This is a genomic window from Corallibacter vietnamensis, assembly GCF_039537875.1.
GTDB classification, from domain to species: Bacteria; Bacteroidota; Bacteroidia; order Flavobacteriales; family Flavobacteriaceae; genus Corallibacter; species Corallibacter vietnamensis.
Genome location: NZ_BAABBI010000003.1, coordinates 1 through 25,619, shown reverse-complemented (window position 1 = coordinate 25,619; position 25,619 = coordinate 1). Strand labels below are relative to the sequence as shown.

Sequence of the window (25,619 nt, the reverse complement as noted above, 5' to 3'; positions counted from 1 at the left end):
GTAAACATGAAACAAAACGATCAATTTAAAGATCTTATAGAACCATATTTTAGACAATGGAAACTCATTGTATTTTGCGCCATTTCTGCGCTTATTTTAGCTTTTTTGTATTTGAGATATACCAATTATCAATATGCTGCAAATGCAACCATAAAAATCAAGGACAACAAAGCAACCACAAAGCTCCCTGAAATTTCAAACTTACAAAATTATGGCCTATTCAAAACAGATCAAAACAACGTACTTGATGAAGTTGAAGTTATAAAATCTAGAGCTTTAATAACCGAGGTTGTAAAGGAATTAAAGTTTAATATTCAATTTTTTGTTGAAGGAAGAATTCAAGCACATGAGGTTTATGAAAACCCACCTTTAAACATTAATTTCAGCACAACAGACTCTATACTTCACAGTATAGACACCACATTTAACATACAAATAAATTCCGCTAAAGACTTTTATTTTAAAGGCATAACCGAAGAAAGTAAATTTTCAATAAAAAGCAATAAAAAAGTTGAAGACGAAGGCATTCTATATGATTTTGGCGAAAGCGTAGAAACTGGTTTTGGAGACATTATTATAACACCTGTTATTGGACAATATGCTACTAAAATTGGCTCAAACATTCGAATTAAAATATCGCCAATAAATAAAATTGCAAGTTTTTACAAATCAAAACTACAAATATCAACCAAAGAAACTTCTAGTATAATAAAACTTACCATTACAGATGAAGTACGCAGAAAAGCACAATTATTTTTAGATAAACTAATAGAGAAGTACAATAATGATGTTGTTAATGACAAGCAAATGGTTGTAAAAGCAACTTCTGACTTTATAAACAATAGACTTCAATTAGTATCTGAAGAATTAGGAAAGGTAGACCTTACAGCAGAAACCATTCAGCAACAAAATAAACTTACTGATCTTGAAACTCAATCTAGTTTATATCTACAAAGTGAGAAAGAAAACGAAGCTAGAATTGTTGCCGCAGCAAACCAAATTCAACTTGTTGATTACATGCAAAGTCATCTTCAAGAAAACAAAGAAAGTAATGATTTTTTACCTACCAATATTGGTATTGCAGATAATGGTATTTCTCAAGTAACTCAACGACACAATCAGCTAGTTGCAGAGCGCAATAGAATACTAAAACATTCTAGCGAGAAAAACCCAACTGTTGTCAATCTTTCAAATCAAATCAAAGAATTGAAAGACAATTTAAACCAAAGTTTAAACAGCGTAAAATCCTCAAATGAAATAACTTACAATAGCTTACTTGAAGAAAACAATCGTATTAATTCCCAAATATATTCGGTTCCAAAAAAGCAAAAACAATTTAAAGACATAAAAAGGCAACAAGACATAAAAGAGTCACTTTACTTATATTTATTACAAAAAAGAGAAGAATCTGCTGTCTCTCTTGGAGTATCATCTCCAAATGCAAAAATTGTAGATCATGCGTATGCTTCAGGAAAACCTGTATCTCCTAAAAAACCAATAATTATATTAGCCGCGCTTGTTCTTGGTTTAAGCTTCCCGATTGGATTTATTTATTTAAGAAATTTATTAGACTCGAAAGTCCACTCTATATCTGACATAAAGAAACACACTAGCATTCCTTTTCTTGGTGATATTCCTAAATCATCAAAACGCAAGCAACTTATAGAAAAAGTAGATTACACACCTAAAGCCGAAGCCTTTAGAATGGTAAGAACCAATATAGAGTTTATGCTTCAAAGTATTGAAGGACGTGCAAAAACAATATTTACTACATCTACAACCAGTAAAGAAGGAAAATCTCACTCATCAATAAATCTTGCTTTATCTCTTTCGTATTCAGGTAAAAAAGTATTGCTTATAGAAACTGATATTCGTGTACCAAAAGCCACAAATTATTTAAATATAGAAAATAACGTTGGTGTCACTAACTACATAGGAAACCCAAAGCTGCATGTAAATGACATTGTTCAGCATTTAAAAAACAACGACAACTTGGATGTAATTCCTTCTGGCATAATACCACCAAACCCTGCAGAATTATTGATGAGTAATCGTGTTGATATGCTTTTTGAAGAGGTAAGAAAATCTTATGATTACATTATTGTAGACACAGCCGCTGTAGGTCTTGTAACGGACACTTTACTTATTAGTAAACACGCTGATATGTTTGTATATGTTGTTAGAGCTAATTACATAGAAAAGCACCAATTACAACTAGCACAACGCATGTATAGCGAAAAACGCTTACCTAATATGGCTATTTTACTTAATTGTGTAGACTACAAAAAAGGTACTGGCTACGGCTATGGCTACGGTAATAATCCTAATAAGAAGAAATGGTGGAAAAAATTATCTTAAGAAGATGCCACCTGTTTTCTTCTTTCTTTTTCTTTTTTAATAAGCATTAGTTCTCGCCCTGTTTGTCCTGCAACCGAGGTATTTTCTTCTGCACGACGAATCAAGTAAGGCATCACGTCTTTTACAGGACCAAAAGGCACATACTTTGCTACATTGTAACCCAAGTGAGCTAAATTAAAACTAATATTATCACTCATACCAAAAAGCTGACCAAACCAAACGCGATTATCTTTGATAGCAACTTCTTTTTGTTTCATCAAGTCCATGACCAAATATGTGCTTTCCTCATTGTGAGTTCCAGCAAAAAGAGACATATCATCGAGATGATCTAACATATAGCGAATAGCAGCGTTAAAATTATCATCTGTAGCTTTTTTACTTTCACATATAGGTGTATCATAACCTTTTTCTCTAGCTCGATCATGTTCTTTTTCCATATAAGCACCACGAACAACCTTATAGCCTAAATAAAACCCTGATTGTTTTGCTAATGCATGTTGCGACTTTAGAAAATCTAATCTATCATGACGATACATTTGCAAAGTGTTATAAACAATAGGTTTTTCAGTATTGTATTTCTGCATCATTTGTGTGACTAGTTCATCAGCAGCATCTTGCATCCAGCTTTCTTCAGCATCAATTAACACTTCAACATCACGCTCTTTAGCTAGCTTACAAACAGCGTCAAAACGTGCTACTACTCTATTCCATTCTTCAGATTCTGCATTAGTAAAAGGTTTTCCTTCTCCCTTTTTTTGATATAAATAAAACCTACCAAAACCTGTTGGCTTAAAAACCACTATTGGCATAGCGTCTTTTTCAGCAGAAAAATTAATGATTTTTAATATTTTCTCCATAGCATCATCAAATGAGGTTTCAGTTTCTTTTCCTTCAACAGAAAAATCTAAAACCGATGATACACCTTTGGTATACATCTTATCTATGATGTCTAAACAATCATCTTCGTTTACGCCACCACAAAAGTGATCAAAAACTGTAGATCGTATTAAACCCTCAACGGGCAAATGAGCTTTTAAAGCAAAATTGGTAACGGCAGTTCCTATTCGAACCAACGGCTCTATAGATATCATTTTAAACAAAAAATGTGCTCGTTCTAATTGAGAATCGCTCTTTAACTCAAAAGCAATTTCAGTATTATTAAAAATTTTATCCTCTCGCATTTGAAAAAATAGTTACAACAGGCAAATATAATTATCATTCTTCTACTTTTTTATAAAAAAAACTCCTAATTTTCGCATTCTATTTTTGCATCAAATTTTATGACATCTATTCAAACAGAAGACTACTCAATACATTTTAAATCAAACGGTTACAAGGAACTAAATGCACATTTAAAAAACAGTGATTATTCTAAAATATTTATTTTAGTAGACTCAAACTCTCATAATTACTGCCTTCCTATGTTTCTATCAAATGTAGAAACCGACGTTGTTATTGAAATTATTGAGATTGAACCAGGCGAAACCAATAAAACAATTGACACTTGCGTTGGCGTATGGGATGCTCTCTCTGAATTAGGTGGTGACAGAAAAAGCTTAATGATTAATCTTGGCGGTGGTGTTGTTACTGATATTGGAGGCTTTATTGCCTCAACTTTTAAACGAGGCATATCCTACATAAATGTACCAACAACGCTTTTAGCTATGGTTGATGCATCTATAGGAGGTAAAACAGGTGTGGATTTAGGACATTTAAAAAATCAGATTGGTGTTATAAATTCAGGCGAAATGGTTTTAGTTGACACTGAATTTTTAAAAACACTTCCTCACAACGAGATACGTTCTGGCTTAGCAGAAATGCTAAAACACGGTTTAATAAAAAGTAAAGCATATTGGAATAAGTTTACCAACCTATCTGATTTTAACAACATAGATTTTGATACATTAATCTTAGAATCTATCATTATAAAAAAAGATATTGTTGTAAGTGACCCTAACGAAAATGGTATGAGAAAGACTCTTAACTACGGACATACTTTAGGCCATGCCATAGAGTCGTATTGCTTAAGTAACCCTCAAAAAAACGATTTGTTACACGGTGAAGCTATTGCGATAGGTATGATAATGGAAACCTACATATCTACAAAAGAGAGTGGATTCTCAATGAGTGATTGTGATAATATAAAAGAGACTATTCTTAATATTTATGATAAAATCTCCTTTTCTGAAAGCGACTTTGCTCCTATTATAGAACTTCTTAAATACGATAAGAAAAACGAACATGGAAACATAAACTTTGTACTACTTGAAGAAATAGGAACTCCTATAGTTAACCGCACAGTAGACAACAAGCATATTATTGAAGCTTTTCATTATTACAATTCGTAACCCCTTATAAACACAACAAAAAAGGCCTTTTTACATAAAAGGCTTTTTTTTTGCACTAAAGATATCGTTCCGTAATTACATTACAATGATGCTTTTCGTGACCTATTAGCACAAAACCAGCCGCTCTAACAGACATTTTAGAACCATTTGCATTACCAATTCGCCTCAAAACATCTTCATCAAAACTCTGAAACATTGCCATTGTAGAGGCTCTTAAAAGCTCGTACTCAGACAAAAGACTATCTAAAGTTCTATTGTTACCTAATGCAATTTCAGCATAATAATTTTCATCAAAACCCGCTAACATATTAGCGTCCAACCTAGCAAAGTGCAAAGCTCTGTATGAAAACACGCGTTCTACATCAATAAGATGTTGCAAAATATCTTTTGGCGTCCATTTACCTTCTGCATAGCTATAAGTTAGCTTGTTTTCTGGAATGGCTCTAAAATACTGACTAACATATGCTTGCCCATCTAACAAACCTTCAATTAAGCTTAAATTCTGCGTATATTTTATATAATTGCTATAAAAATCAGCATACTCATTAGTTGATAACTGACTAGATTTCATTTTGTATAATTTTAGTTTTAAAAATAAAAAAAGCTCTTTAAAATAAAGAGCTTTTTTTATTATTAATTAGTTAGAAAACAAATTACATTTCGTTAAATATAGAATGCATTAATCGTTTTTTATCATTTAAGCTTTCTTCTAAAGAAATCATCGTTTCTGTTCTATAAACGCCTTCTATATCATCAATCATAAAAATAACATCTTTAGCATGTTCAGTATTTTTAGCACGTATTTTACAAAACACATTAAATTTTCCTGTTGTTATGTGAGCAACAGTCACGTAAGGGATTTCATTTATACGCTCTAAAACAAATTTAGTTTGAGACGTTTTTTGTAAGAACACACCAACATAAGCTATAAAAGAATACCCTAATTGCTTATAATCTAATGTTAATGAAGATCCTTTTATAATACCTGCATCTTCCATTTTTTTCACCCTTACATGAACAGTTCCAGCTGAGATCACTAGCTTTTTTGCGATATCAGTAAAGGGAACTCTTGTATTATCAATCAACATATCTAATATTTGATGATCAATTTCGTCTAATTTAAATTTTGCCATTTGCTGTTTTTTTTAAATAAAAATCAAAAATAAAACATTTTTATTGAACATAATGCACCAAAAATTAATATTATGTTAATTTTAATGAATATTTTACATTACCTATAATTACGAAATCGTTTGAGTTCCCTTCTTGAATTAACACATTATTAGCATCTAAAACCTTATGTTTATTGGCGTTATATTCTTTATGTCCAAAAAAATTAGATAAATCAGAAATTTTTTGAATAATTGGTGAAAATTCTACTTTTTTATTGATTAATATTTCTTTATACATAACACCAATGTCTTTTATATTTGGTGTTTGTTCAGAACCCATGTTAACATTCCTTATTATTATATCGTAAAAAAGCTTATCGTTTTCAGGAATATTAAAATAAGCCTTATAGCCAGCTCCTGTTACATTTGTTGTTGCTATGTAGTTTAATCCTATTAACAATGATTGATATATGTAAAACCGTGTTATTTCACGCTCATAATCATTAGCATAATGACCAGCTTCAAACAAAATTGTAGGAACATTTAAACTTTGAAACATATCTCCTACGCAATTAATATTAAAAGAGTCATCATAAATACCAACCTGATTAGGTATTTGACTTTGTAAATTTTCATTTAGTTTAGCAATAATCTCCATACCTATCTGTCTGCTAGGCGTTACAGAACGAGACTCATCTTGTGCTGGAGACAAAAAAGATACCGTTGCTATATTATTAGTTTTTCCTGCACTAAATATGGTGCGCTGCCCATGAAGGTTAAAACAATAATGCGGTTTAAAACTATTAAAACAGTCTCGCAACACTTTACTTTCAGGCTGTGTAAGCGCTTTAGAATCTCTGTTTAGGTCAATTTGATTAGCGTTTAGTCTTGTATAAGCTTCAGCGCCATCAGGGTTTAAAATAGGTATAACAGTTATCGTACAAGCAGAAAGCATTAAAGTTAGCACATTGGACTCTGCAAGTGTATTAAACATATCAAAAAGCGCTTTGGTTGTCGTAGATTCATTACCATGCATTTGAGACCAAAGTAAAACGCGCTTTTCTCCCGAACCAAAAGTAACTGCATAAATAGGTTTACCTAAAACCGATTCTCCTATTGAAGTTACGGTATACATTTTAGGTAGTTTATCTAACAAAGGTTTTATGTGCTCTAGATGGATATATCTATGGAAAAGTTGCGTCTCTTTATGTGCGTTATATAACGTATTTAGTAGTTGATTATTCATGAGGGTTTGTTATGATGTTACAAAGGTAAACAAATGATGTTTTACATTTGTAAACAAAGTAATTTTGATATTTATATAGAATTGTAAACAAAATAATGAGACATTTATAAACAACTATAGTCTTATTTTATGTGATATTTAACACCTATTGTTTTTAAACAACTAAACACCTCTAATTCAATCGATTAAAATGCTTTAGTTAAAGTGATATTTTACATATATATTGATCTATAATGTTAAAAATTAGATTAAAAACTATTTAATGTTTACATTTGTAACAAGTAAAATACAACAATCCTTGTTTACAATGATAAACAATCAAGAATTCTCAAAAAGACTCCAAAAAGTCATAGAATACTACGGTGAATCAGCCTCTTCTTTTTCAGAAAAAATAGGTGTTCAACGTTCTAGTATTTCTCATATACTTTCAGGTAGAAATAAGCCAAGTTTAGATTTTGTATTAAAAGTACTTTCCTCCTTTCCGGATGTAGAATTATATTGGTTACTAAATGGCAAAGGTCAATTTCCTAATCAGCAAGAAAATCGTATTGAGGAAAAACAAACAAAAATTGCCATTGATAATATTCCATCGCAACCTGAACAAAAAATTCAAAAACCAATCAGTAAAACTTCTTCAAATAAAAAAGAGATCGATCGAATTATTATTTTTTATAGTGATGGTACTTTTGAAAATTTTAATAAATCAGAGTAGACTACGAAAATTTTCAAATATTAAATTCTCACGCTAGTAACTAAAAAAGGGAATTCTTTAGTAATTTTGTTTAAAATGTCACAAATGAAATATCTATACCTTTTTATTCTTTGCCTAATACTAACTAGTTGTTTTGATAACATACAGCGTAATTGTACAGATTACAAGACTGGTACTTTTACTAGTGAAATTACAATAAACAACAAACTATACAAATCACACTTTACAAGAACTGATAGTTTGCAAATAGAAACTTACAACAACAAGGTAGATTCTTCTTCTGTTCGTTGGATTAATGATTGCGAAGTTGTTTTTAAAACTATAAACCCTAAAAGTAGAGCCGAACGCAAAGACATTCATTTAAAAATACTCACGACAACAGACTCAACTTATACTTTTGAATATTCGTATGTTGGCGAAGAATTAAAACAAAAAGGGATTGCTAAAAAAATAGAGTGATATGCTTGATTTTTTACTTACTAGCGATGCCATTATGGCGCTACTTACTCTCACTTTTCTTGAGATAATTTTAGGTATAGATAATATTGTATTTATATCTATAGCTGCCAATAAGCTTCCTGAACATCAACGAGGAAAAGCAACCAACATTGGGCTTACTCTTGCTATGGTTCAACGTATTGTGTTATTGTTTTTTGTTTCTGCACTAATTAGTTTAAAAGAACCTTTTTATAGTATTTCAACTAGTTGGCTTCAATTACACATTAGCTGGCAAGCTATTATTCTTTTTTCAGGCGGGTTATTTCTTATATACAAGAGTACTTCTGAAATTAGAGAAAAAGTAGAAACTCCTGAACATGACAGTAACGAAGTAAAAGGAAAAAAAATAAACAGTCTTTCTCAAGCTATAGTACAAATTTTACTTATTGACTTTATTTTCTCAATAGATTCTATACTTACCGCTGTAGGTATGACAAATGGTTTATCTCCAAATCATAATGAAAACTTGGTGTTAATGATAATAGCTGTGTTTATTTCAATAGCTATAATGATTGGGTTTGCAAATCCCATACGTAAATTCATAAACACGCATCCTAGTATACAATTATTAGGTTTGGCGTTTTTAATTCTCATCGGTTTTATGCTTATTACCGAAGCCGCTCACCTATCTGAAACCGAATTATTTGGAAAAACTGTTGGTGCCATTCCAAAGGGTTATCTGTATTTTGCTATTGCTTTTTCTTTATTTGTAGAGTTTTTAAACTTTAGAATTACCAAAAAGAAAAAACAATAACATTTTCAATACCTTTAAAGCATAATACATAAAATATGTCGAGTAAAAATTTTGAAGAATATAATATACAAGTCACTGAAGATGTAAAAGCCAAGTTTGAAAGTATTATTGAAGATTTAGGTGAAGACACTTCTAGAGACGGTTTATTAAAAACACCAGAACGAGCTGCAAAAGCCATGCAGTTTTTAACACAAGGCTACAAACAAGATGCTGCCAAAGTTCTTAAAAGCGCCATGTTTAAGGAAACTTATAACGAAATGGTTATTGTTAAAGACATTGAGCTTTACTCGCTTTGCGAACACCATATATTACCTTTTTTTGGCAAAGCGCATATTGCTTATATTCCTAATGGCCAAATTGTTGGGTTAAGTAAAATCCCTAGAATTGTTGACATTTTTGCTAGACGTTTACAAGTACAAGAACGGTTAACCAAGCAAATACTTGATTGTATTAATGACACGCTAAAACCACAAGGTGTAGCTGTTGTTATTGAAGCATCTCATATGTGCATGATGATGCGTGGTGTTCAAAAACAAAACTCTGTAACAACAACCTCTGGATTTAGAGGACAATTTGAAAAAATAGAAACACGCAATGAGTTTTTGAAACTTATTAGTGAAAAATTATCCTAATTATTTTTTGGAACACTATTTGCATTTAAATAATTAATTAACAATTATTTAAATGAATTTAGAAAACAGTAATAAAACAAAAAAACTAGCTTTAAGCATTTTGTTTGATGCTTTAGGTTATGTATCTTTTATCTTTCCTTCTTTTGATTTTGTTTGGGCACCCGCATCAGCATGGCTCATGACAAAACTCTATAAAGGACGACAAGGAAAAATAGCAGCAGCCATTACTTTTATAGAAGAGGCTTTACCAATGCTAGATGTTATTCCTACATTTACAATTATGTGGTTCTACACATACGTAATAAGTAGTAGAAAAGAAAATGTAATTATTAATATTGAAAAATAAAAAAAGCGACTCACTATAGAGTCGCTTTTCTTTATAATTAAATGCTATAATTTAACCCAATAATGAAATTTCTGCCAATATTGAAAATTCCATCATTTTTTAATCTCGACAGGTGATTTATATAACTTTTATCCGTTAAGTTATTTCCAGAAACTGAAATTGTCAAGTCGTTTTTAAACACTTGAATTGTTCCGCCTAAACCTGCACTTAATAAGTTATAACCATCAGTTGGTGTTTCAAAATAACCAACATTACTTTGCTTGAATGTAGATTGTAACTTCACAAATGCATATCCGTTTTGAAACCAATTTGTATCATACTCAACACGAATGGTGTTATTGATAGAATTTGCAGGAATTAATGGTAAATACAAACCATTGTTTTGTTTACCGGTAACAGTTTCAAAACTACTCTCAAAATGAAGCCAATCTAATGGATGTGGATGCAAGTGAAAACCAATTTCTCCACCATAAAGCTTTGCATCATTTTGAACATAATCATATGCTGCAGCTCCATCAATCACTGTTCCATTAGGAGATAGATAAATGTAATCATTAACTACGTTATAGAATCCATTTACAAACAATTCTAAATGCTCACTCTTATATTCTAAAGCTAAATCTGTTTGGAAATTTTGCTCATTATCTAATTCTGAATTACCAATTTCATATCTGTTAGATCCATGATGCACACCATCTGAAGTTAATTCTGCTAAATTAGGAGCTCTAAATCCTGTAGCTAAATTAAGTCTTGCGGTGATATTTTTTGTTATATCTGTTTTAAAGCCAATCGCACCATTAAAACTATTAAAATCTCTATCAATGCCATTTTCTACAGAAATTTTACGGTTATCATACCTTGCACCTAATTGTACATCTACTTTATCAAAGTGAATATGAGATGTTGCTAAAACACCAAAATCATTAACTGTTGCATTTGGTATTAACAGTTCTTCTCCATAATTTGTATTTGTTTGATGCATGCCTTGCACACCTACTATGGTTTCAAACTTCCCTAAAGTTGGTAAATGATACTTTACATCGTAGTTAAATGTTTTTAATTTCATTTGCAACGCTGGATGTAAATCCTCTTCATTATGCTCATCATGAGATTCTTCTTCATCATGGTCTTCATCCGCATGATCATCGTGCTCATGCTCATGCTCGTGTTCATGTTCTTCATCTTCATGGTGATGATGCTCATCTTCAAATTCTCGTCTATCATTATAGATATATCCTAAATTTATTTCTAAACTAGAATTATCAAAAAACACTGTTGATTTTGAACTAAACACATGATTTGTGATTTCTTGATAAGGTAGTAAAGGTGCTTTCTCTGTGTTTTGGACACCTATTTCTTCAGGAATACCTAGTTTTGAATTATTTACATTATACCTAAATTCTGTTTTAAATTGAGTTGACTGATATCCTAAACCAGCTTTAAAATCTTGTTCACGAAAGCGTGTATTTGTAACTCTATAATTTTCGGTATTATAATCAGCATGTTCAGTTAAACTTCCTCTAAACAACATTTTAAACTTTTCGCCAGAAGATTTATAGCCAGCACCTGCTTTATAACCTTGCGTGTTACTAAAATAAGTTCCATTAACATCTCCTGTTGCTGTATTTTGTTGAGCAAATTTTTCAGGATTTAAATATAAAACACCACCAAGCGCATCACTACCATATAATAAAGACGCAGGTCCTTTTATAACTTCAACACTCTCAATACCTGTATCGCTTATTCCTAATCCGTGTTCGCTTCCAAACTGCTGGTTTTCTAATCTTACACCTTGTGTATATACAAGCACTCTGTTAGAGCTTAATCCTCTAATTACTGGTTTACCAATACTTGCGCCAGTGGTAATACTCTCTACTCCTGGAATACTTGTTATACCTTGAGCTAATGTTGTTGCACCATTACGCTGTAAATCAGCAACGGTTTCATGCTCTACTTTCATTACATTTTCACTTTGTAATTTATGAAAAGGTGTTGAGATAATAACAGCTTCCATCTCTATTGCTGTGGGCATTAATTTTATTGATAATACAGTTTCAACCGGTATAGAAACTGTTTGAGACTGTGTTTCATAACCAATAATAGAGTACACAATCTTGTAGTTTCCAGATGGCATGTTTTTTAATTCAAAAAAACCATTCTCATCTGTATATGTTCCTTTTTCTAATTGAGGTAAGTAAACATTGACATAACCTATTGGTTCACTTGTTTGGCTATCTGTTAATTGACCTTTTAATGTGTTTTGTGCATAAATTGTTGGTATTGCAAGAAACAGCAATACGCTTAAAATAAATTTCATGTAAATTTTAATTTAATAGTTAATCTGTGCTGATTAGATTTCAGCTAAATAAAAACGAGAATTAACTATAACACGGCGGACCACGAAGTGAAAAATGTAGTCTTTGATAGTCACTCAAAAAATTATATTGAGTGTTCGCTATTTTTTTTCTATTGGTAGTTGTTATAAAATCAAACGTTGGGCTTGATATCGTAAACAAATTACTTAATTGAAACTTATAAAAATCACAATCAAAATGATACTCATGTAAATGCGCATCAGGTTTATTATCTAAACACTGAACTACATCGTGAGATTGATGCTCAAAAGCATGAAATAACTTAACGGCTGATGGTAATGTAAGCAAGACCAGAATAGGCATGCAGAAATACACAGGTAACCGTGAATAAAGTAATTTTATATTAAAAGAAGTTATATTCATAAATTTTGAAAAGTATATTCACTTCATAACCATAGAAACATTGTAAATAGCAATCTATTGAATAGTCTGCTTTTTGGCTTATGATTTACTTTTACAAGATTTGCTTTCTAATTTTTAGAATTAAAAAAACAGAATGTTAAAATATTGTTATACAAAATTAACTATTATAGACGTACTAATTGAGTAAACTTTACTAATAAATTTGTTAAAGGTTTCGTAAATTTTGTAACAGAAACTATATAAATATATATTTGCAGTTCTCATAAAAGCATTTCGTTGTTTTTATTTAATTAACATTAGCGTATAACTTTGTGATTACAGTTACAAAACATAACAAGAGATTAGTACTCTTTTTAATGGTTCTGTTTTTATCATTAAGAGTTTTAGGTTTACATGCCTTAACTCATGATTGTGATGATGCAGCAGACCAAGATTGTGCTATTTGTCATGTAGTAACAACTCAAAATATCCAGCCTTCAACAACTCCGCAAGCGCAGGATTTTATAATTGAGTTTACAGAGTTTCCTTTTGAAAATACTATCTCAACTAATTATTGTTTGGTTACAAGCAATACTTTTGAGGTTAATCAGCTATTTTCCAGACCACCACCTTACATTTTATAAGTTACTGTGCTTATTATTTTCTTTAGAGTACCTATATATTGTTCTTAAAAGCAATATATAAGCACACGTACATCTTATTTACTGGAATTAACTTATAGATACTCTTGTCTATAGGCAATACAATTCCATCAAAAAAATCAATTAACATACTTATTATTAATACACTATGTTTAATAAAGCATTGTGTTTATTGCTGTTTTTCAGTCTAAACACTATTTTATTAGCTCAAGAAACGTTTCAAATTAAAGGAACAGTTACTGATGCTAAAACACTACAACCTATTGAAGGCGTAACGATTATTGGTAAAGATAATTTATATGCTATTTCATCTTCTGATGGTTCATTTGTAATAAATAATGTACCTAGTGGTGATTATACATTAACAATTTCTCATGTTGCTTATACAACCAAAACTATGGTTATAAACGTGAATTCTAAAACAATAACCATTGCTATTGTTTTAAATGAACTCACAACAAACCTTGATGAAATTACCGTCACAGGAAAAACTAAACAACGTTTAGCAGATGAAACTCCAATGGTTTCAGAGTTAGTATCAAAAGAATTTCTAACTACTAACCGTGAAAATAGTTTAATGCAGACGTTAAGTAAAATACCAGGCGTAAGCACTATAAATATTGGTTCTGGACAATCTAAACCTGTAATTAGAGGGTTAGGTTTTAATCGTGTAAGTGTCGTACAAAACGGTGTAAAACATGAAGCACAACAATGGGGAAATGACCATGGTTTAGAAATAGACCAAAACGGAATAGAAGAAATAAGTATAATAAAAGGTGCTGCGTCCCTACTCTATGGATCTGATGCTATTGCTGGTGTTGTTGATATTCAACCTGCAAAAGTGCCTGCTGAAAATTCATTGGGTGGTGAAGTAAATTTATTAGCAGAAAGCAATAATGATTTATTAGGTATTTCAGCTGGACTTCAAGGTAGAAAAGAAAAATGGTACTATCGTTCGCGATTAACTTATAGAGATTACGGAGACTATAAAGTACCAACAGATAAAATTAGATACGAAAGCTACGTGTTTGACCTTCATGATAACTACTTAAGAAACACAGCTGGAAACGAGGCTAATGCCGCTTTTAGCTTTGGTTATGTAGGAGATAGTTTTAAAACAGAAACCTTTTTTAGTAATGTAAATGCTAAAAATGGATTTTTTGCTAACGCACATGGTTTAGAAGTAAGAACATCTTCAATAGATTATGATAGGGATAATAGAGATGTAGACTTACCATATCATAAGGTAAACCATTTTAAAGTAGTTAATAACACAACATTTTACAAAAATAAGCATACCATACATCTTGAATTAGGGTTTCAAAACAACCATAGAGAAGAACACTCTGAACCAGTACCACACGGTTATATGCCTAAACCCAACAATAGCAAAGAGCGTGTGTTTTATAAAAATACATATTCTTTAAATGCTAGAGACGTTTTTAAGCCTAATGAAAATTATGATATTGTTATTGGTGTTAATACCGAATATCAAAACAACAACATTGGTGGCTGGGGATTTTTAATACCTGAATATGACAGATTTACTCTTGGCTTTTTTGGATTCAGTCATATAGACCTTTCAGATAAGCTACATTTTCAAGGAGGTTTACGTTATGATTTTGGTTCCATAAAGACCAATGCTTATTATGATTGGTTTCCATCTACCATAAATAACTCAAACGGAAGTACCTCAAGAATATATTTACAAAGATCTCAAAACAAAACCCTTGATTTTAATAATGTTAGCGGCTCATTAGGGTTAAGTTATATAGGAGAAAAAACCACTTATAAGTTTAATATTGGTAAAAGCTTTAGAATGCCGCTAGCTAATGAGCTTGCATCAGATGGTGTAAACTATCATATGTATAGGTTTGAACGCGGAAATTTAGATTTAGATCCTGAAGAATCTTATCAATTAGATTTAGAAATGGATTATTCATCAAAAAAATTGAGCTTCGGATTTAGTCCTTTTGTCAACTTTTTTGAAAACTTTATTTACCTAAACCCTACATCAAATTACTATGAAACACTTCAAATTTATGAATACACACAAAGCAAAGTATTTAGGTTTGGTGGTGAGTTTAGGTTAGGATATGCGTTTTTAGATAACTTAAGATTAGACACATCGGTAGAATATGTGTACTCTAGACAAACTAGCGGACCAAAAAAAGATTTTACCATACCCTTTTCTCCTCCGTTGTCTGGCCTACTATCAGCCAATTACCGATTTAAAAAACAGCTTTTATTCTTTAAAGAGTTACAGTTTTTTGCAGATTACCGCATAACAGCCGAGCAAGATGACATTGTTCCTCCCGAAGAAAAAACAGATGGTTATCAAGTATTAAACCTATCAATGACAAGTAATATTAATTTATTCTCGTCTGCAAAAGCTGCACAGCTACGCTTTAAAGTAAATAATGTTTTTAACACAAAATACTTTAATCATACTAGCTTTTATAGACTTATTGATGTACCAGAGGCTGGAAGAAACGTCTCCATATCATTAACAATTCCATTTTAACAATAAACAATTCAATAAATTTTTAATCTTTAAACAAACAAAAAATGAAAACAAACTTTAAACATTTAGCCATTTTTGCATTTCTAGGAATCGCTTTATTCTCTTGTAGCAGTGATGATGATAATGCAATATTTTTACCAAACAGTTCTGCACCAGAAATTTCAAATTTTGAATATGGTGAAGGTAGCGCACATTCAACAGACCCAATAGCTTACAAGGGATCTGACATTCATTTAGAAGCTGAAATCTATGCAGAAAACGTAATAAGTAGTATTTCTGTTGATATTCATGCACATGATTTAGAAGCTGGCCCAGGAGAAACTGAATGGGACTTTGAGCAAACTTTTAATGATGCAAACTACCAAGTAATCAATGCTGATTTTCATGAGCATATTGATATTCCTAACAATATTCCTGCGGGAGAATATCATATCACATTAACTGTTGTAGATGCATTAGGTAACAGTACTGAAATAGAAGGTCATATTGATATTTTAGAACCTATTAGCCTAACTGATATTTCAATAGACGCAACTGTACAAAGAGGGTCTGAAATACACGCAGAGTTTATGGTTAATGCCATACATGGAATTCATAACATTACTGTTGACATTCACGCACATGGCTTAACTGTTGGCGCAGGAGAAATTGAGTGGGATTTTGAAAACGTATACACTGATGGATATCACGGACTTACAGAAGTAGAGTTCCACAATCATATTGATGTGCCTGCTACTGCTCCTGCTGGTGAGTATCATGCCTTATTTACAATTGAAGACGAAGAAGGTAATACATTTGAGTACGAAACTCATATAGATGTAACTGAATAATAAACTATAATGAAGAACATTTTAAAACACATTCTTTTTGGTATCATTCTTACAACAATCATTGCGTGTTCTAGTGATGATGATGGCGTAGGAAGAGATGAAATAAAACCAACCATAACTGTTAATTATGACGAAGGTTTTCCTCAAGCATGTGCAGAATTAGTAAAAGGTGAAACTTACACATTTAGAGCCCTTGTTACAGACAATGTAGAATTGGCTTCGTACAGCTTAAACATTCACCATAATTTTGATCATCATACGCATGATGACCAACAAGCTATTTGTAATCTAGACCCTATAAAACAGGCGGTAAACCCTATGATTTATATGGAGAATTTTACTGTAGATAGTGGCTTGACTACTTATGAAATTAATATTCCTATTACAATACCAAACGATATTGACACAGGAGATTATCACTGCGCATATTCTGTAACCGACAAAACTGGTTGGCAAAGCAGAACATCAATAGATATCAAAATTGTAGAATAAGGAATTAGTCTTTTATTTCTAACTATTAGAGTCAAACTTTAGGGTTTGGCTCTATTTTTTTAGAAACCTTTTAAATCCCATATTACGAAGCATTTTTTTTTCAAATTCCCAAAAGAATTTAAACTGACCAAAAAGCCAGCCAAAAGACACTAATAATATTTGATAAAAAATAAGACCAATAATAATGTATAAAACCCAATAAACAACAAGGTTTAAATTCTCTTTAGTAATTCCTAATAGTTTTATAATGGGCCTACTCACATACATAGATGATGTACCAGTCAAGGCAAAGACAATAAAAATGCGAATCATTTCCCATTTGTAGGTAACAATCCATCTATTTTCTAATTTTTTAAAGCAAAACAATGTAATTTTTAAAAGCACATAGAAAATAACCGCAGAGATAGCTATTATAAAAGGTAATGATAAATCTTTGAAAAAAGCATAAGATAGCCTAAAAGCACTGTATCCTAAACCAAAAACTCCTAAAAACGGAAAAATCAACTGCCAATTGTGCTGTATTTCCCAAGTTTGTTTAAATTTTTTCATAGACTATAAATGCTATTGCAAATATATTCTAAATTCTTGGAACAAACCCTGTTAATTGTTGTTTGTAGGTAAGCTGAAAGTAAATAAAGTAGTTATATAACTTATAATTAACTTCATAGCCATAATCAATATTTTGATTATAGTTTATTTGCATTTCATAAAGGTTAGGATTATATCTACTTGGCTGCATTACTCTATTATTCCATGCTGTGACATATTGAATGTTTCTACTTTCTAAAAACGCTTTAGAGTAAAATCCTTCAGGTTTTGCAACACTTTGTAGCCATGTATTAAACCCTGGTTCTATTATAATTATTTCATATGCAACATCATCATTTGCTATTCTAACAGTGTCATTATCTACCTGATTTTGAACAACATCTTCATGAGTTGTTTTTGTACTATGACTAGACTTACAGTTGTATACCAAAAAACAAACAGCCATTATGTATATAAGGTTTTTCATAGAAACACTTTTATTATAATATACAAAATTCATTTTATTTACTTACAAAAAAAGCCAAACATAAACTGCTTGGCTACATATTATTAAAGGCTTTTAAGACAATTATTTACCAAATAAACCACCTAGCAATCCACCAAGACCGCCTTTCTTTTTACTACCTCCTAGTACCATTCCAGCAACATCATCAACAACACTTCCATCTCCATCAGCATCAAGAATAGATTCTAAAAAGCTTTGTTCTTGTTGTGGAGAATTTCCTTGTATTAAACCACCCAAAAGTCCTTCAAGACCTGATGAAGAGCTTACATTACTTTGTTGTTTTTGTTTTCCTAAAATCCCCATTAAAATTGGTGCAGCCACTTTTAGTATTTGAGCTACAGAACCAGCATCCATACCAGACTTGGCTCCTAGTGCTTGCTCTACATTTTGTTGCTTATTTCCTAATACATGACCAAGAATTTTGCTTCCGTCACTTATAACACTATCATCAACACCACCGCTAAATAAACCTCCTAGGTTATCTAAAATACTTCCGTCGTGTTTTGAGTTTAAAGCACTCATTAAGCCTTCTGCTCCTTGTGGTGTAGAAGCGTTACGCTTCATAGCTTGCATAAGAACTGGCATTGCCATTGTTAATACGCTTGCTGTTTTATCTTCTGGTTGGTTGGTTTGACCTGAAACACCATTAATAATGGTTTTTCCAAGGTCACTGTTTAATAAGTCTAAAATTCCTGACATTACTCTTGTTTTTAAATTGAATGTTAATTTACAAAAAAAAGCTTATAAATATTAAATATTTACAAGCTTTTAGGTTATTTTTTTGTTAGCTTAATTAAGCTTCTTGAGTCTTTAAAAGACTGATTATCTGCGATGCTAATTCTAGACCTATTCTATCTTGTGCTTCGTTTGTAGCAGCACCAATGTGTGGTGTTAATGAAATTTTACCGTTCATTAATACCTGAATAGCTGGTGTAGGTTCTTCTTCAAATGTATCTAACCCTGCAAATGCTACTTTGCCTGATTCTATAGCTTTTATTAAGGCTACTTCATCTATAACGCCACCTCGCGCAGCATTAATAATACCAACACCATCTTTCATTATTTCAAATTCTTTATCAGAAATGATATAACCGTCTTGTGCTGGTACATGTAGCGAGATAAAATCAGCATGTCTTAAAACATCTTTCATAGGTTCTGTTTCAATTTCTACATTTATAAACTGACCATTGTAAAACTCAACTTTAATATCAGCTTTACCTACAAATTTATCACTAGCTACAACGCGCATTCCTACTCCTAATGCTATTTTTGCTACTTCACGACCTATACGACCAAACCCTATAATTCCTAATGTTTTTCCTTTAAGCTCCATACCGTTTGCATAGTTCTTTTTTAAGGATTTAAATTGTGTATCACCATCTAATGGCATGTTACGGTTTGAGTCATGAAGAAAACGTACGCCACCAAACAGGTGAGCAAATACTAATTCTGCAACGGAATGTGATGATGCCGCAGGTGTATTTATTACATGAATACCTTTTCCACGTGCATATTCTACATCTATATTATCCATACCAACGCCACCACGACCTATAACTTTAAGGTCTGGACATGCATCAATAAGGTCTTTGCGTACTTTTGTAGCACTTCTTACTAATAATACATCAATAGCGTTATCATTTATATAGTTTATGAGTTGTTCTTGAGCAACTGTTGTTGTACTTACTTCAAAACCTCCTTGCTCTAAAGCTTCAATTCCGCTATTTGAAATTCCGTCGTTTGCTAATACTTTCATAATTGTTTACTGCTTTAACAGCTATTTTTTATTAAACGTTATCTTTTAGGCTTTTCTTTCTAATTCACTCATTACATCAACTAAAACACCTACGCTATCTAGTGACATTGCGTTGTACATAGACGCTCTATAACCTCCTACACTTCTATGACCGTTAAGGCCATTTATTCCTGCTTCTTTTACCATAGTATCAAATGTTTCTTTTAAGTTTTCATTGACAATATTGAAGGTAGCATTCATGTGAGAACGGTCACTTTTTGTAGCAAAGCCTTTAAAAAGTGGGTTTAAGTCTATTTCAGAATAGATTAGTTGTGCTTTTTTGTCATTTTCTTTTTCAATAGCTTCTATCCCGCCAAGGTTTTTAAGCCATTCAAGTGTTAACATACTTGTGTAAACAGCAAAAACTGGTGGTGTATTAAACATGCTACTTTTATCAATATGCACTTTATAATCCATCATAGAAGGGATTTTACGAGATACTTTTCCTAAAATATCTTCTTTTACAACAACTAGTGTTGTTCCGGCAGGTCCCATATTCTTTTGAGCTCCAGCATAGATTAAATCAAACTTTGAAAAATCTAACTGGCGTGAAAAAATATCGCTACTCATATCGCAAACCATAGGGATTGGCGAGTTTGGAAATTCTTTCATTTGCGTACCAAATATGGTATTGTTTGATGTACAGTGAAAATAATCGTAATCTTCTGGGATATCGTATCCTTTAGGAATGTAATTGTAGTTAGCATCTTTTGAAGAAGCTACTTCGTAAATATCATCATAAATTTGAGCTTCTTTAATTGCTTTTGCTGCCCAAGTACCTGTGTTTAGGTATCCTGCTCTTTTTTCTAATAGGTTTAAAGCAACCATTAAAAACTGTGTGCTAGCACCACCTTGTAAAAATAAGGCTTTATAACCTTTGCCTTCAAGTCCTAAAAGCTCTAGAGCTAAAGCACGTGCTTTTTCCATAACATCAACAAATGGTTTGCTTCTATGGGAAATCTCTATAAGTGATAAGCCGTTGTCAAAATCTAATATGGCTTCTGATGCTTTTTGAAGCACTTCTTGAGGTAAAATGCAAGGTCCTGCACTAAAGTTATGTCGTTTCATTTTATTATATAAATATTTATCAGAGATTATCACCAAAATGGTTATGGCGAATTCAATTTAACAGTAACAAAGGTCCTAATTTCTAATAAAAAACCCGTTAAATTATTGATAATTTATCAACTATATTTTTAACAAAAAGGCAATGATATCTACCGAATCAGCATAGTCCCAAAGTTGTGGGTTTTGTGTTTGACCAAAAGCGATATCGTTTGCATTAAGACCTTTTGAAACAACACACTGTATTTTATTAGTGTCTGTTTTAAGTTTTTTGTTTAGGGTTTCTAGACTACTGTATTGCTCATAAAAAATAGTAGCTATAGGAGATGCATAACTTTCGTCTTCTTTTAGCATTAAAAAACCGTTTTCTAGCATATTAAACTCGCTCATTAAATAAACGGCTTTGTTATAATCATAGTTATTGGCATATTTTGCCTTGTCTATTATAGGATGCCAGTGGTACATAGCTTTAAAAAAGCTATCAAAGTTATAGTTTTCAGGTACAAAAAGTTTAGAAACATTTCTACAGCCTAAACCATAATATCTAAAAATATCTTCTGAAAGGTTTTTTAGGTCGTCTTCTGTTTCATTGCCTGTAAGTATGGCTACGGAGTTTCTGTTTTTTCTGATAACAGCTGGTTTTCCTTTGAAATAATATTCAAAATAGCGGGCGGTATTATCGCTTCCGGTTGCTATTACCGCATCAAAGTTTGATAGTTTTTCTTCGGTAAATGTGATACGTCCTTTAAATTCTGGCGCAACGTATTCTAGATATTTGGCTAAAAACGGTAATAATTGCTTGTCGTTTGATGATTGTTTAACCACAACATTATGCCCTGAAAGTAATACCGAAATAAAGTCGTGAAACCCAACTAGCGGAATGTTTCCTGCCATAATAATGGCAACATTTTTTTGAGAAACATCCTTAAAGTTATAATTATCTAACCATTGGTTAATATTACTATCTGTCAATAAATTAGACCAACCACTTAAAGCATACACTATATTCTCTTGTGTGAACCAACCATTGTGTTCTTCGGCTAATTTTATTTGGTGCTTAAACCCATCAAAAAACAAATCGTTATGAAGTATGTCTTGCTTTTTTTCAAAAGGTGTGACTGAAAACTGACTTAAAAAGGTTCCTAATTTTACAAAAGCATCAATTCTTTGCGGTAAGTTCATTCTAATTTGGTTATGAATGGTTTTGGCTTTATTTTTGTACAAAGTTAGAAAAATAAAACTCTGAAATAGAAAAAATGCTATGGCAATTATAATAACAGATGAATGTATAAACTGTGGTGCTTGTGAGCCTGAATGCCCAAACACTGCTATTTATGAAGGTGCAGACGACTGGAGATACAATGATGGCACGAGCCTAAACGGTAGTATTGTGCTTCCTAACGGAAATGCTGTGGATGCAGATGAAGCTCAAGAGCCTTTAAGTGACGAGATATACTATATTGTACCAGATAAATGTACCGAGTGTAAAGGATTTCATGAAGAACCACAATGTGCGGCTGTATGCCCTGTAGATTGTTGTGTTCCTGATGATGATCATGTAGAAACCGACGAAGAGCTTTTAGGTAAGCAACGTTTTATGCATCCTGAAGATTAAGGGGCTGCATCTATTTTTATAAATAAAAAAAAACCTCAAACTGTATGTTTGAGGTTTTTTTTATTATCGTGTTTTTAGTAGGTATACAACTTACATGCTAGCTACTACTCTATCTAAAAAGGCTTGGTATTGCTTAAGTTCATAAGGCACATCGGCATTTTTTTCCATATCATGAAAATGGTGAGATGCTAATAATGTCATTCCTGTAAAGGCATTCATTTTATGAAAGCCAAACATCACGCCATCATCTACACTTTTTTGATCAAAAAATTCATCCTTTAGTGTAAAGGCTGTTTTTGGAGCGTTCCAGCTGGTTGTTAAAATATACTTTTTATCGTGCATTAAACCACCTGTACCGTAGTTTATTTCAGGGTTTAATCTACTTCTACCATCACTTTTATAAATACCGTTTTGATGGCCTTCAGTAAAGACTTCGTCTATATATTTTTTGAATCCGAAAGGTATTTGAAACCACCATATAGGTGTATGATATATAATGATATCTGCCCATTTAAACTTTTCTACTTCTTCTTTTACATCATAATGTTCGCCAACATAGGTTGCTTTTACTTGAAAATCTTTTAGTGTGTTAAAGTAAGCTATTGTACTGTTGAAAAGTGTTTTATTGAATGCGCCACCAGAATGGGCAAATGGATGGCTACCGTTTATTATAAATATGTTTTTCATTTTACATCGGGTTTAAATTATTGCTGCAAAAATACCCTAGTAATATGTATTGTAAAAATAATACAAATCATACCTTTGTATCATAATATTGATAGGTATGGTAAATTTAGAATGGTATAGAACTTTTAAAGCAATATATGAAAACGGCACGCTAACCAAGGCATCTGTAGCGTTGTACGCCTCGCAACCAGGTGTAAGTTTGCACTTAAACGCCCTAGAGGCTTATGTGGGTAAAACCTTGTTTGAGCGTACCTCAAGAAGAATGATACCTACTGAAGATGGTAAGTTGTTGTATGCTTATATTATTGATGGATTGATAAAGCTAGAGAAAGCTGAACAGCATTTTAAAAAAACCACACAAGAAAAAAAAGCTTCTATAAACATTGGGATGTGTTCTGAAATGTTTCAGTTGATTATAGAACCTGAAATACCAAGGCTAAATTTTGATTTGGAAGCCAGATTTGGAGCACATACAGATTTAATTAAAGATTTGGATAATGGTATATTAGACCTTGTTATTACTCCAAATAAGCAACATGATAAAAAGCAAAGTGTTAGGTATATACCGTTTTCAAAAGAGAAAATTATTCTTATTGCGGGCAAAAAAACCAATGTGAGCAAGATACAGGAGTATATTGCTAAAAACGACCTAAAGGAACTGGAAGCGGTACTACTAGATAACCACTGGTATAGCGCATCAAATGAGATGGAGCATTTTAGGCGTTTTTGGTTTGAAAACTTTCAAAAAAAGCCTTCGTTTAAACCTAATTATATTTTGCCTAGCATTACTTCTATTATAAGGTGTTTGGCTGATGATGAAGGGCTTGCTGTGGTTCCTGATTTTTTATGCCAAACAGATATTGCCAAGCAACACGTGTTGCATGTATGGGATGGTAATGCAAATACTGAAAACATCTTATATTTTGCCGTGCAAGCAAAGTCTCAATACAAAAAAGAGATTGGTTTACTACAAGAGATTTTTAGGAATAAGATGCCGCAATAGTGTTTTTGTGCTTTTGGTTTGGTATATAATATGCCGAAATGGCTGTGTAGGAATGAAACTTACCAGTTGGCGATTGGTGATATTTAATCACTAAAAGAACATGGTCAATAACTAAAAGAACATGGTCAATAACTGAAAGAACATGGTCAATAACTAAAAGAACATGGTCAATAACTAAAAGAACATGGTCAATAACTGAAAGAACATAGTCAATAACTGAAAGAACATGGTCAATAACTAAAAGAACATGGTCAATAACTGAAAGAACATGGTTAATAACTGAAAGAACATGGTTGATAACTGTATATGAGTATTGAGTAGTGAGTAGTGAGTAGTGAGAGATTGATTGCACGCTCCTACTTTACTATGTTATTTTCAATTGTTTGTTTTTGTGTGAGGTACGGAGGTGTAAATTTATGTTTATATGACAAAAAGTGGCTTTGTTTTATAAAAAATCTGTTAGATTTGTAGGTGTATATATAATAAAAATAAACACACTAGTGTGTTTATACAATTGTTACCACCAATTTGAAAACTGAACTACAAAGGAAAAATACTAACAGGATTTTTGGACTGATATTCCTAATATTTGGAATCGGACTAATTTATCACAGTTTAACGGATTTCTTTAAATATAATTTTACGACAGTTCTGTTTATCGTAATGCGTTCGAATTCAAGCATTATAGCGGAATTTATATTTGGAATTCTAACTTCGTTTTCTGGAATTCTGATTTTTTTAAATAACAAAAAATGGTTGACTTTAATAAAAATATTAGCGATTGGAATAATTACGAATTTAGTATTCGCCTTGTCGTTAAGAATTTCGGATTACATCTTTAATTGGGAATTATTAGCGGAATTATCAGTTAGGTTAATAATTGGATTCGGAACTTATAAACTGACTGAATATCTGAATCGAATAAACCAATCTGAATGGAATTTAAAAGCGGAAAAACTGAATTTTATTATTGGAATTGTAATTGGGCTTTTTCCATTTCTATTCCGACAAATTTGGTTCTGAAAAGAATAAAAACTGGTGGTAACAAAGTACTGTGGTAAAAAACAAGTAAAAATCTATTAATTTTTCGCTAAAGTACTTTTATAAGCATCATCATATATCAATCCTGATTTTGCTATTGCAAAAGCCTGTTTTAGTAACTTATTACA

27 protein-coding genes are annotated in these 25,619 nt (G+C 31.8%); 13 read left to right on the top strand and 14 right to left on the bottom strand.

Annotated features, from left to right (window positions below; translation table 11 throughout):
• Window positions 1–6: 6 nt before the first annotated feature.
• Window positions 7–2,358 carry a GumC family protein gene (locus ABD690_RS10610; RefSeq protein ID WP_344730351.1) on the top strand — a complete coding sequence of 784 codons (2,352 nt, stop codon included), beginning with the start codon at window positions 7–9 and terminating at the stop codon, window positions 2,356–2,358.
• On the opposite strand, the gene ABD690_RS10605 is transcribed toward ABD690_RS10610, so the two are convergent.
• A complete protein-coding gene (locus ABD690_RS10605; RefSeq protein WP_344730349.1) occupies window positions 2,355–3,539 on the bottom strand; it encodes a proline dehydrogenase family protein in 1,185 nt (394 codons plus the stop codon). The genes ABD690_RS10610 and ABD690_RS10605 overlap by 4 nt on opposite strands.
• A gap of 99 nt (window positions 3,540–3,638) precedes the next feature.
• Between ABD690_RS10605 and aroB the strand changes: the two genes are divergently transcribed.
• Window positions 3,639–4,706 carry a 3-dehydroquinate synthase gene (gene aroB, locus ABD690_RS10600; RefSeq protein WP_344730347.1) on the top strand — a complete coding sequence of 356 codons (1,068 nt, stop codon included), beginning with the start codon at window positions 3,639–3,641 and terminating at the stop codon, window positions 4,704–4,706.
• A gap of 55 nt (window positions 4,707–4,761) precedes the next feature.
• On the opposite strand, the gene ABD690_RS10595 is transcribed toward aroB, so the two are convergent.
• The 3 genes from ABD690_RS10595 to ABD690_RS10585 form a co-directional block, all read right to left on the bottom strand.
• A complete protein-coding gene (locus ABD690_RS10595; RefSeq protein WP_344730345.1) occupies window positions 4,762–5,277 on the bottom strand; it encodes a DinB family protein in 516 nt (171 codons plus the stop codon).
• An 82-nt stretch (window positions 5,278–5,359) separates the two neighbouring features.
• Window positions 5,360–5,839 carry an Lrp/AsnC family transcriptional regulator gene (locus tag ABD690_RS10590; protein WP_344730342.1) on the bottom strand — a complete coding sequence of 160 codons (480 nt, stop codon included), beginning with the start codon at window positions 5,837–5,839 and terminating at the stop codon, window positions 5,360–5,362.
• A 70-nt stretch (window positions 5,840–5,909) separates the two neighbouring features.
• Window positions 5,910–7,064 (bottom strand): M14 family zinc carboxypeptidase, encoded by a 1,155-nt coding sequence (locus tag ABD690_RS10585; protein WP_344730340.1) that lies wholly within the window; start codon window positions 7,062–7,064, stop codon window positions 5,910–5,912.
• A 307-nt stretch (window positions 7,065–7,371) separates the two neighbouring features.
• Here ABD690_RS10585 and ABD690_RS10580 point away from each other — a divergent pair, with 307 nt between their 5' ends.
• From ABD690_RS10580 to ABD690_RS10560, 5 genes are all read left to right on the top strand, one after another.
• Entirely contained in the window at window positions 7,372–7,776 is a 405-nt protein-coding gene (locus ABD690_RS10580; protein ID WP_344730710.1) for a helix-turn-helix domain-containing protein, read from the top strand.
• Window positions 7,777–7,860: 84 nt separating this feature from the next.
• Window positions 7,861–8,235 (top strand): DNA topoisomerase IV, encoded by a 375-nt coding sequence (locus ABD690_RS10575; RefSeq protein ID WP_344730338.1) that lies wholly within the window; start codon window positions 7,861–7,863, stop codon window positions 8,233–8,235.
• A 1-nt stretch (window position 8,236) separates the two neighbouring features.
• Window positions 8,237–9,028, top strand: a complete 792-nt coding sequence (locus tag ABD690_RS10570) for a TerC family protein (protein ID WP_344730336.1) — start codon at window positions 8,237–8,239, stop codon at window positions 9,026–9,028.
• A gap of 35 nt (window positions 9,029–9,063) precedes the next feature.
• Window positions 9,064–9,660, top strand: coding sequence for a GTP cyclohydrolase I FolE (gene folE, locus ABD690_RS10565; RefSeq protein WP_344730334.1), 597 nt, complete (start codon window positions 9,064–9,066; stop codon window positions 9,658–9,660).
• Window positions 9,661–9,712: 52 nt separating this feature from the next.
• Window positions 9,713–10,006 (top strand): hypothetical protein, encoded by a 294-nt coding sequence (locus ABD690_RS10560; protein ID WP_344730332.1) that lies wholly within the window; start codon window positions 9,713–9,715, stop codon window positions 10,004–10,006.
• 37 nt (window positions 10,007–10,043) lie between these two features.
• On the opposite strand, the gene ABD690_RS10555 is transcribed toward ABD690_RS10560, so the two are convergent.
• Window positions 10,044–12,323 (bottom strand): TonB-dependent receptor, encoded by a 2,280-nt coding sequence (locus ABD690_RS10555; RefSeq protein ID WP_344730330.1) that lies wholly within the window; start codon window positions 12,321–12,323, stop codon window positions 10,044–10,046.
• 61 nt (window positions 12,324–12,384) lie between these two features.
• Window positions 12,385–12,684, bottom strand: coding sequence for a hypothetical protein (locus tag ABD690_RS10550; protein WP_344730328.1), 300 nt, complete (start codon window positions 12,682–12,684; stop codon window positions 12,385–12,387).
• Between the two features lie 416 nt (window positions 12,685–13,100).
• On the opposite strand from ABD690_RS10550, the gene ABD690_RS10545 reads away from it, so the two are divergent.
• From ABD690_RS10545 to ABD690_RS10530, 4 genes are all read left to right on the top strand, one after another.
• Window positions 13,101–13,367, top strand: a complete 267-nt coding sequence (locus ABD690_RS10545; protein WP_344730326.1) for a hypothetical protein — start codon at window positions 13,101–13,103, stop codon at window positions 13,365–13,367.
• 166 nt (window positions 13,368–13,533) lie between these two features.
• A complete protein-coding gene (locus tag ABD690_RS10540) occupies window positions 13,534–15,909 on the top strand; it encodes a TonB-dependent receptor (protein ID WP_344730324.1) in 2,376 nt (791 codons plus the stop codon).
• Between the two features lie 44 nt (window positions 15,910–15,953).
• The gene (locus ABD690_RS10535; protein ID WP_344730322.1) at window positions 15,954–16,739 is read left to right on the top strand and encodes a DUF4625 domain-containing protein; all 786 of its coding nucleotides are present in this window, start codon (window positions 15,954–15,956) and stop codon (window positions 16,737–16,739) included.
• 9 nt (window positions 16,740–16,748) lie between these two features.
• On the top strand, window positions 16,749–17,231 hold the full coding sequence (locus tag ABD690_RS10530) for a DUF4625 domain-containing protein (protein WP_344730320.1): 483 nt from the start codon (window positions 16,749–16,751) through the stop codon (window positions 17,229–17,231).
• Window positions 17,232–17,282: 51 nt separating this feature from the next.
• On the opposite strand, the gene ABD690_RS10525 is transcribed toward ABD690_RS10530, so the two are convergent.
• From ABD690_RS10525 to ABD690_RS10500, 6 genes are all read right to left on the bottom strand, one after another.
• Window positions 17,283–17,780, bottom strand: coding sequence for a DUF6787 family protein (locus tag ABD690_RS10525; protein ID WP_344730318.1), 498 nt, complete (start codon window positions 17,778–17,780; stop codon window positions 17,283–17,285).
• A 28-nt stretch (window positions 17,781–17,808) separates the two neighbouring features.
• Window positions 17,809–18,246, bottom strand: a complete 438-nt coding sequence (locus ABD690_RS10520) for a DUF6146 family protein (protein WP_344730316.1) — start codon at window positions 18,244–18,246, stop codon at window positions 17,809–17,811.
• Between the two features lie 102 nt (window positions 18,247–18,348).
• Window positions 18,349–18,984, bottom strand: coding sequence for a DUF937 domain-containing protein (locus ABD690_RS10515; protein ID WP_344730313.1), 636 nt, complete (start codon window positions 18,982–18,984; stop codon window positions 18,349–18,351).
• A gap of 94 nt (window positions 18,985–19,078) precedes the next feature.
• Window positions 19,079–20,041, bottom strand: coding sequence for a D-2-hydroxyacid dehydrogenase (locus ABD690_RS10510; RefSeq protein WP_344730308.1), 963 nt, complete (start codon window positions 20,039–20,041; stop codon window positions 19,079–19,081).
• A 45-nt stretch (window positions 20,042–20,086) separates the two neighbouring features.
• Window positions 20,087–21,148, bottom strand: a complete 1,062-nt coding sequence (gene serC / locus ABD690_RS10505) for a 3-phosphoserine/phosphohydroxythreonine transaminase (RefSeq protein WP_344730305.1) — start codon at window positions 21,146–21,148, stop codon at window positions 20,087–20,089.
• Between the two features lie 120 nt (window positions 21,149–21,268).
• Complete coding sequence (locus ABD690_RS10500; RefSeq protein ID WP_344730301.1) at window positions 21,269–22,327, bottom strand: acyl-CoA reductase; 1,059 nt, start codon at window positions 22,325–22,327, stop codon at window positions 21,269–21,271.
• Window positions 22,328–22,406: 79 nt separating this feature from the next.
• Here ABD690_RS10500 and ABD690_RS10495 point away from each other — a divergent pair, with 79 nt between their 5' ends.
• Entirely contained in the window at window positions 22,407–22,760 is a 354-nt protein-coding gene (locus ABD690_RS10495; RefSeq protein ID WP_344730299.1) for a 4Fe-4S dicluster domain-containing protein, read from the top strand.
• Between the two features lie 90 nt (window positions 22,761–22,850).
• Here ABD690_RS10495 and ABD690_RS10490 read toward each other — a convergent pair whose 3' ends face one another.
• On the bottom strand, window positions 22,851–23,447 hold the full coding sequence (locus ABD690_RS10490) for an NAD(P)H-dependent oxidoreductase (RefSeq protein ID WP_344730295.1): 597 nt from the start codon (window positions 23,445–23,447) through the stop codon (window positions 22,851–22,853).
• Window positions 23,448–23,544: 97 nt separating this feature from the next.
• Here ABD690_RS10490 and ABD690_RS10485 point away from each other — a divergent pair, with 97 nt between their 5' ends.
• The gene (locus ABD690_RS10485; protein ID WP_344730293.1) at window positions 23,545–24,450 is read left to right on the top strand and encodes a LysR family transcriptional regulator; all 906 of its coding nucleotides are present in this window, start codon (window positions 23,545–23,547) and stop codon (window positions 24,448–24,450) included.
• Here the strand turns inward: ABD690_RS10485 and ABD690_RS10480 are convergent.
• Window positions 24,428–24,802 carry a hypothetical protein gene (locus ABD690_RS10480; RefSeq protein ID WP_344730290.1) on the bottom strand — a complete coding sequence of 125 codons (375 nt, stop codon included), beginning with the start codon at window positions 24,800–24,802 and terminating at the stop codon, window positions 24,428–24,430. The genes ABD690_RS10485 and ABD690_RS10480 overlap by 23 nt on opposite strands.
• Window positions 24,803–25,619: the final 817 nt, after the last annotated feature.

What these genes read in the sequence shown, in the direction of transcription:
- ABD690_RS10610 (WP_344730351.1), top strand. Translation starts at nt 7, where the DNA reads ATGAAACAAAACGATCAATTTAAAGATCTTATAGAACCATATTTTAGA.
- ABD690_RS10605 (WP_344730349.1), bottom strand. Translation starts at nt 3,539, where the DNA reads ATGCGAGAGGATAAAATTTTTAATAATACTGAAATTGCTTTTGAGTTA.
- aroB (WP_344730347.1), top strand. Translation starts at nt 3,639, where the DNA reads ATGACATCTATTCAAACAGAAGACTACTCAATACATTTTAAATCAAAC.
- ABD690_RS10595 (WP_344730345.1), bottom strand. Translation starts at nt 5,277, where the DNA reads ATGAAATCTAGTCAGTTATCAACTAATGAGTATGCTGATTTTTATAGC.
- ABD690_RS10590 (WP_344730342.1), bottom strand. Translation starts at nt 5,839, where the DNA reads ATGGCAAAATTTAAATTAGACGAAATTGATCATCAAATATTAGATATG.
- ABD690_RS10585 (WP_344730340.1), bottom strand. Translation starts at nt 7,064, where the DNA reads ATGAATAATCAACTACTAAATACGTTATATAACGCACATAAAGAGACG.
- ABD690_RS10580 (WP_344730710.1), top strand. Translation starts at nt 7,372, where the DNA reads ATGATAAACAATCAAGAATTCTCAAAAAGACTCCAAAAAGTCATAGAA.
- ABD690_RS10575 (WP_344730338.1), top strand. Translation starts at nt 7,861, where the DNA reads ATGAAATATCTATACCTTTTTATTCTTTGCCTAATACTAACTAGTTGT.
- ABD690_RS10570 (WP_344730336.1), top strand. Translation starts at nt 8,237, where the DNA reads ATGCTTGATTTTTTACTTACTAGCGATGCCATTATGGCGCTACTTACT.
- folE (WP_344730334.1), top strand. Translation starts at nt 9,064, where the DNA reads ATGTCGAGTAAAAATTTTGAAGAATATAATATACAAGTCACTGAAGAT.
- ABD690_RS10560 (WP_344730332.1), top strand. Translation starts at nt 9,713, where the DNA reads ATGAATTTAGAAAACAGTAATAAAACAAAAAAACTAGCTTTAAGCATT.
- ABD690_RS10555 (WP_344730330.1), bottom strand. Translation starts at nt 12,323, where the DNA reads ATGAAATTTATTTTAAGCGTATTGCTGTTTCTTGCAATACCAACAATT.
- ABD690_RS10550 (WP_344730328.1), bottom strand. Translation starts at nt 12,684, where the DNA reads ATGCCTATTCTGGTCTTGCTTACATTACCATCAGCCGTTAAGTTATTT.
- ABD690_RS10545 (WP_344730326.1), top strand. Translation starts at nt 13,101, where the DNA reads ATGGTTCTGTTTTTATCATTAAGAGTTTTAGGTTTACATGCCTTAACT.
- ABD690_RS10540 (WP_344730324.1), top strand. Translation starts at nt 13,534, where the DNA reads ATGTTTAATAAAGCATTGTGTTTATTGCTGTTTTTCAGTCTAAACACT.
- ABD690_RS10535 (WP_344730322.1), top strand. Translation starts at nt 15,954, where the DNA reads ATGAAAACAAACTTTAAACATTTAGCCATTTTTGCATTTCTAGGAATC.
- ABD690_RS10530 (WP_344730320.1), top strand. Translation starts at nt 16,749, where the DNA reads ATGAAGAACATTTTAAAACACATTCTTTTTGGTATCATTCTTACAACA.
- ABD690_RS10525 (WP_344730318.1), bottom strand. Translation starts at nt 17,780, where the DNA reads ATGAAAAAATTTAAACAAACTTGGGAAATACAGCACAATTGGCAGTTG.
- ABD690_RS10520 (WP_344730316.1), bottom strand. Translation starts at nt 18,246, where the DNA reads ATGAAAAACCTTATATACATAATGGCTGTTTGTTTTTTGGTATACAAC.
- ABD690_RS10515 (WP_344730313.1), bottom strand. Translation starts at nt 18,984, where the DNA reads ATGTCAGGAATTTTAGACTTATTAAACAGTGACCTTGGAAAAACCATT.
- ABD690_RS10510 (WP_344730308.1), bottom strand. Translation starts at nt 20,041, where the DNA reads ATGAAAGTATTAGCAAACGACGGAATTTCAAATAGCGGAATTGAAGCT.
- serC (WP_344730305.1), bottom strand. Translation starts at nt 21,148, where the DNA reads ATGAAACGACATAACTTTAGTGCAGGACCTTGCATTTTACCTCAAGAA.
- ABD690_RS10500 (WP_344730301.1), bottom strand. Translation starts at nt 22,327, where the DNA reads ATGAACTTACCGCAAAGAATTGATGCTTTTGTAAAATTAGGAACCTTT.
- ABD690_RS10495 (WP_344730299.1), top strand. Translation starts at nt 22,407, where the DNA reads ATGGCAATTATAATAACAGATGAATGTATAAACTGTGGTGCTTGTGAG.
- ABD690_RS10490 (WP_344730295.1), bottom strand. Translation starts at nt 23,447, where the DNA reads ATGAAAAACATATTTATAATAAACGGTAGCCATCCATTTGCCCATTCT.
- ABD690_RS10485 (WP_344730293.1), top strand. Translation starts at nt 23,545, where the DNA reads ATGGTAAATTTAGAATGGTATAGAACTTTTAAAGCAATATATGAAAAC.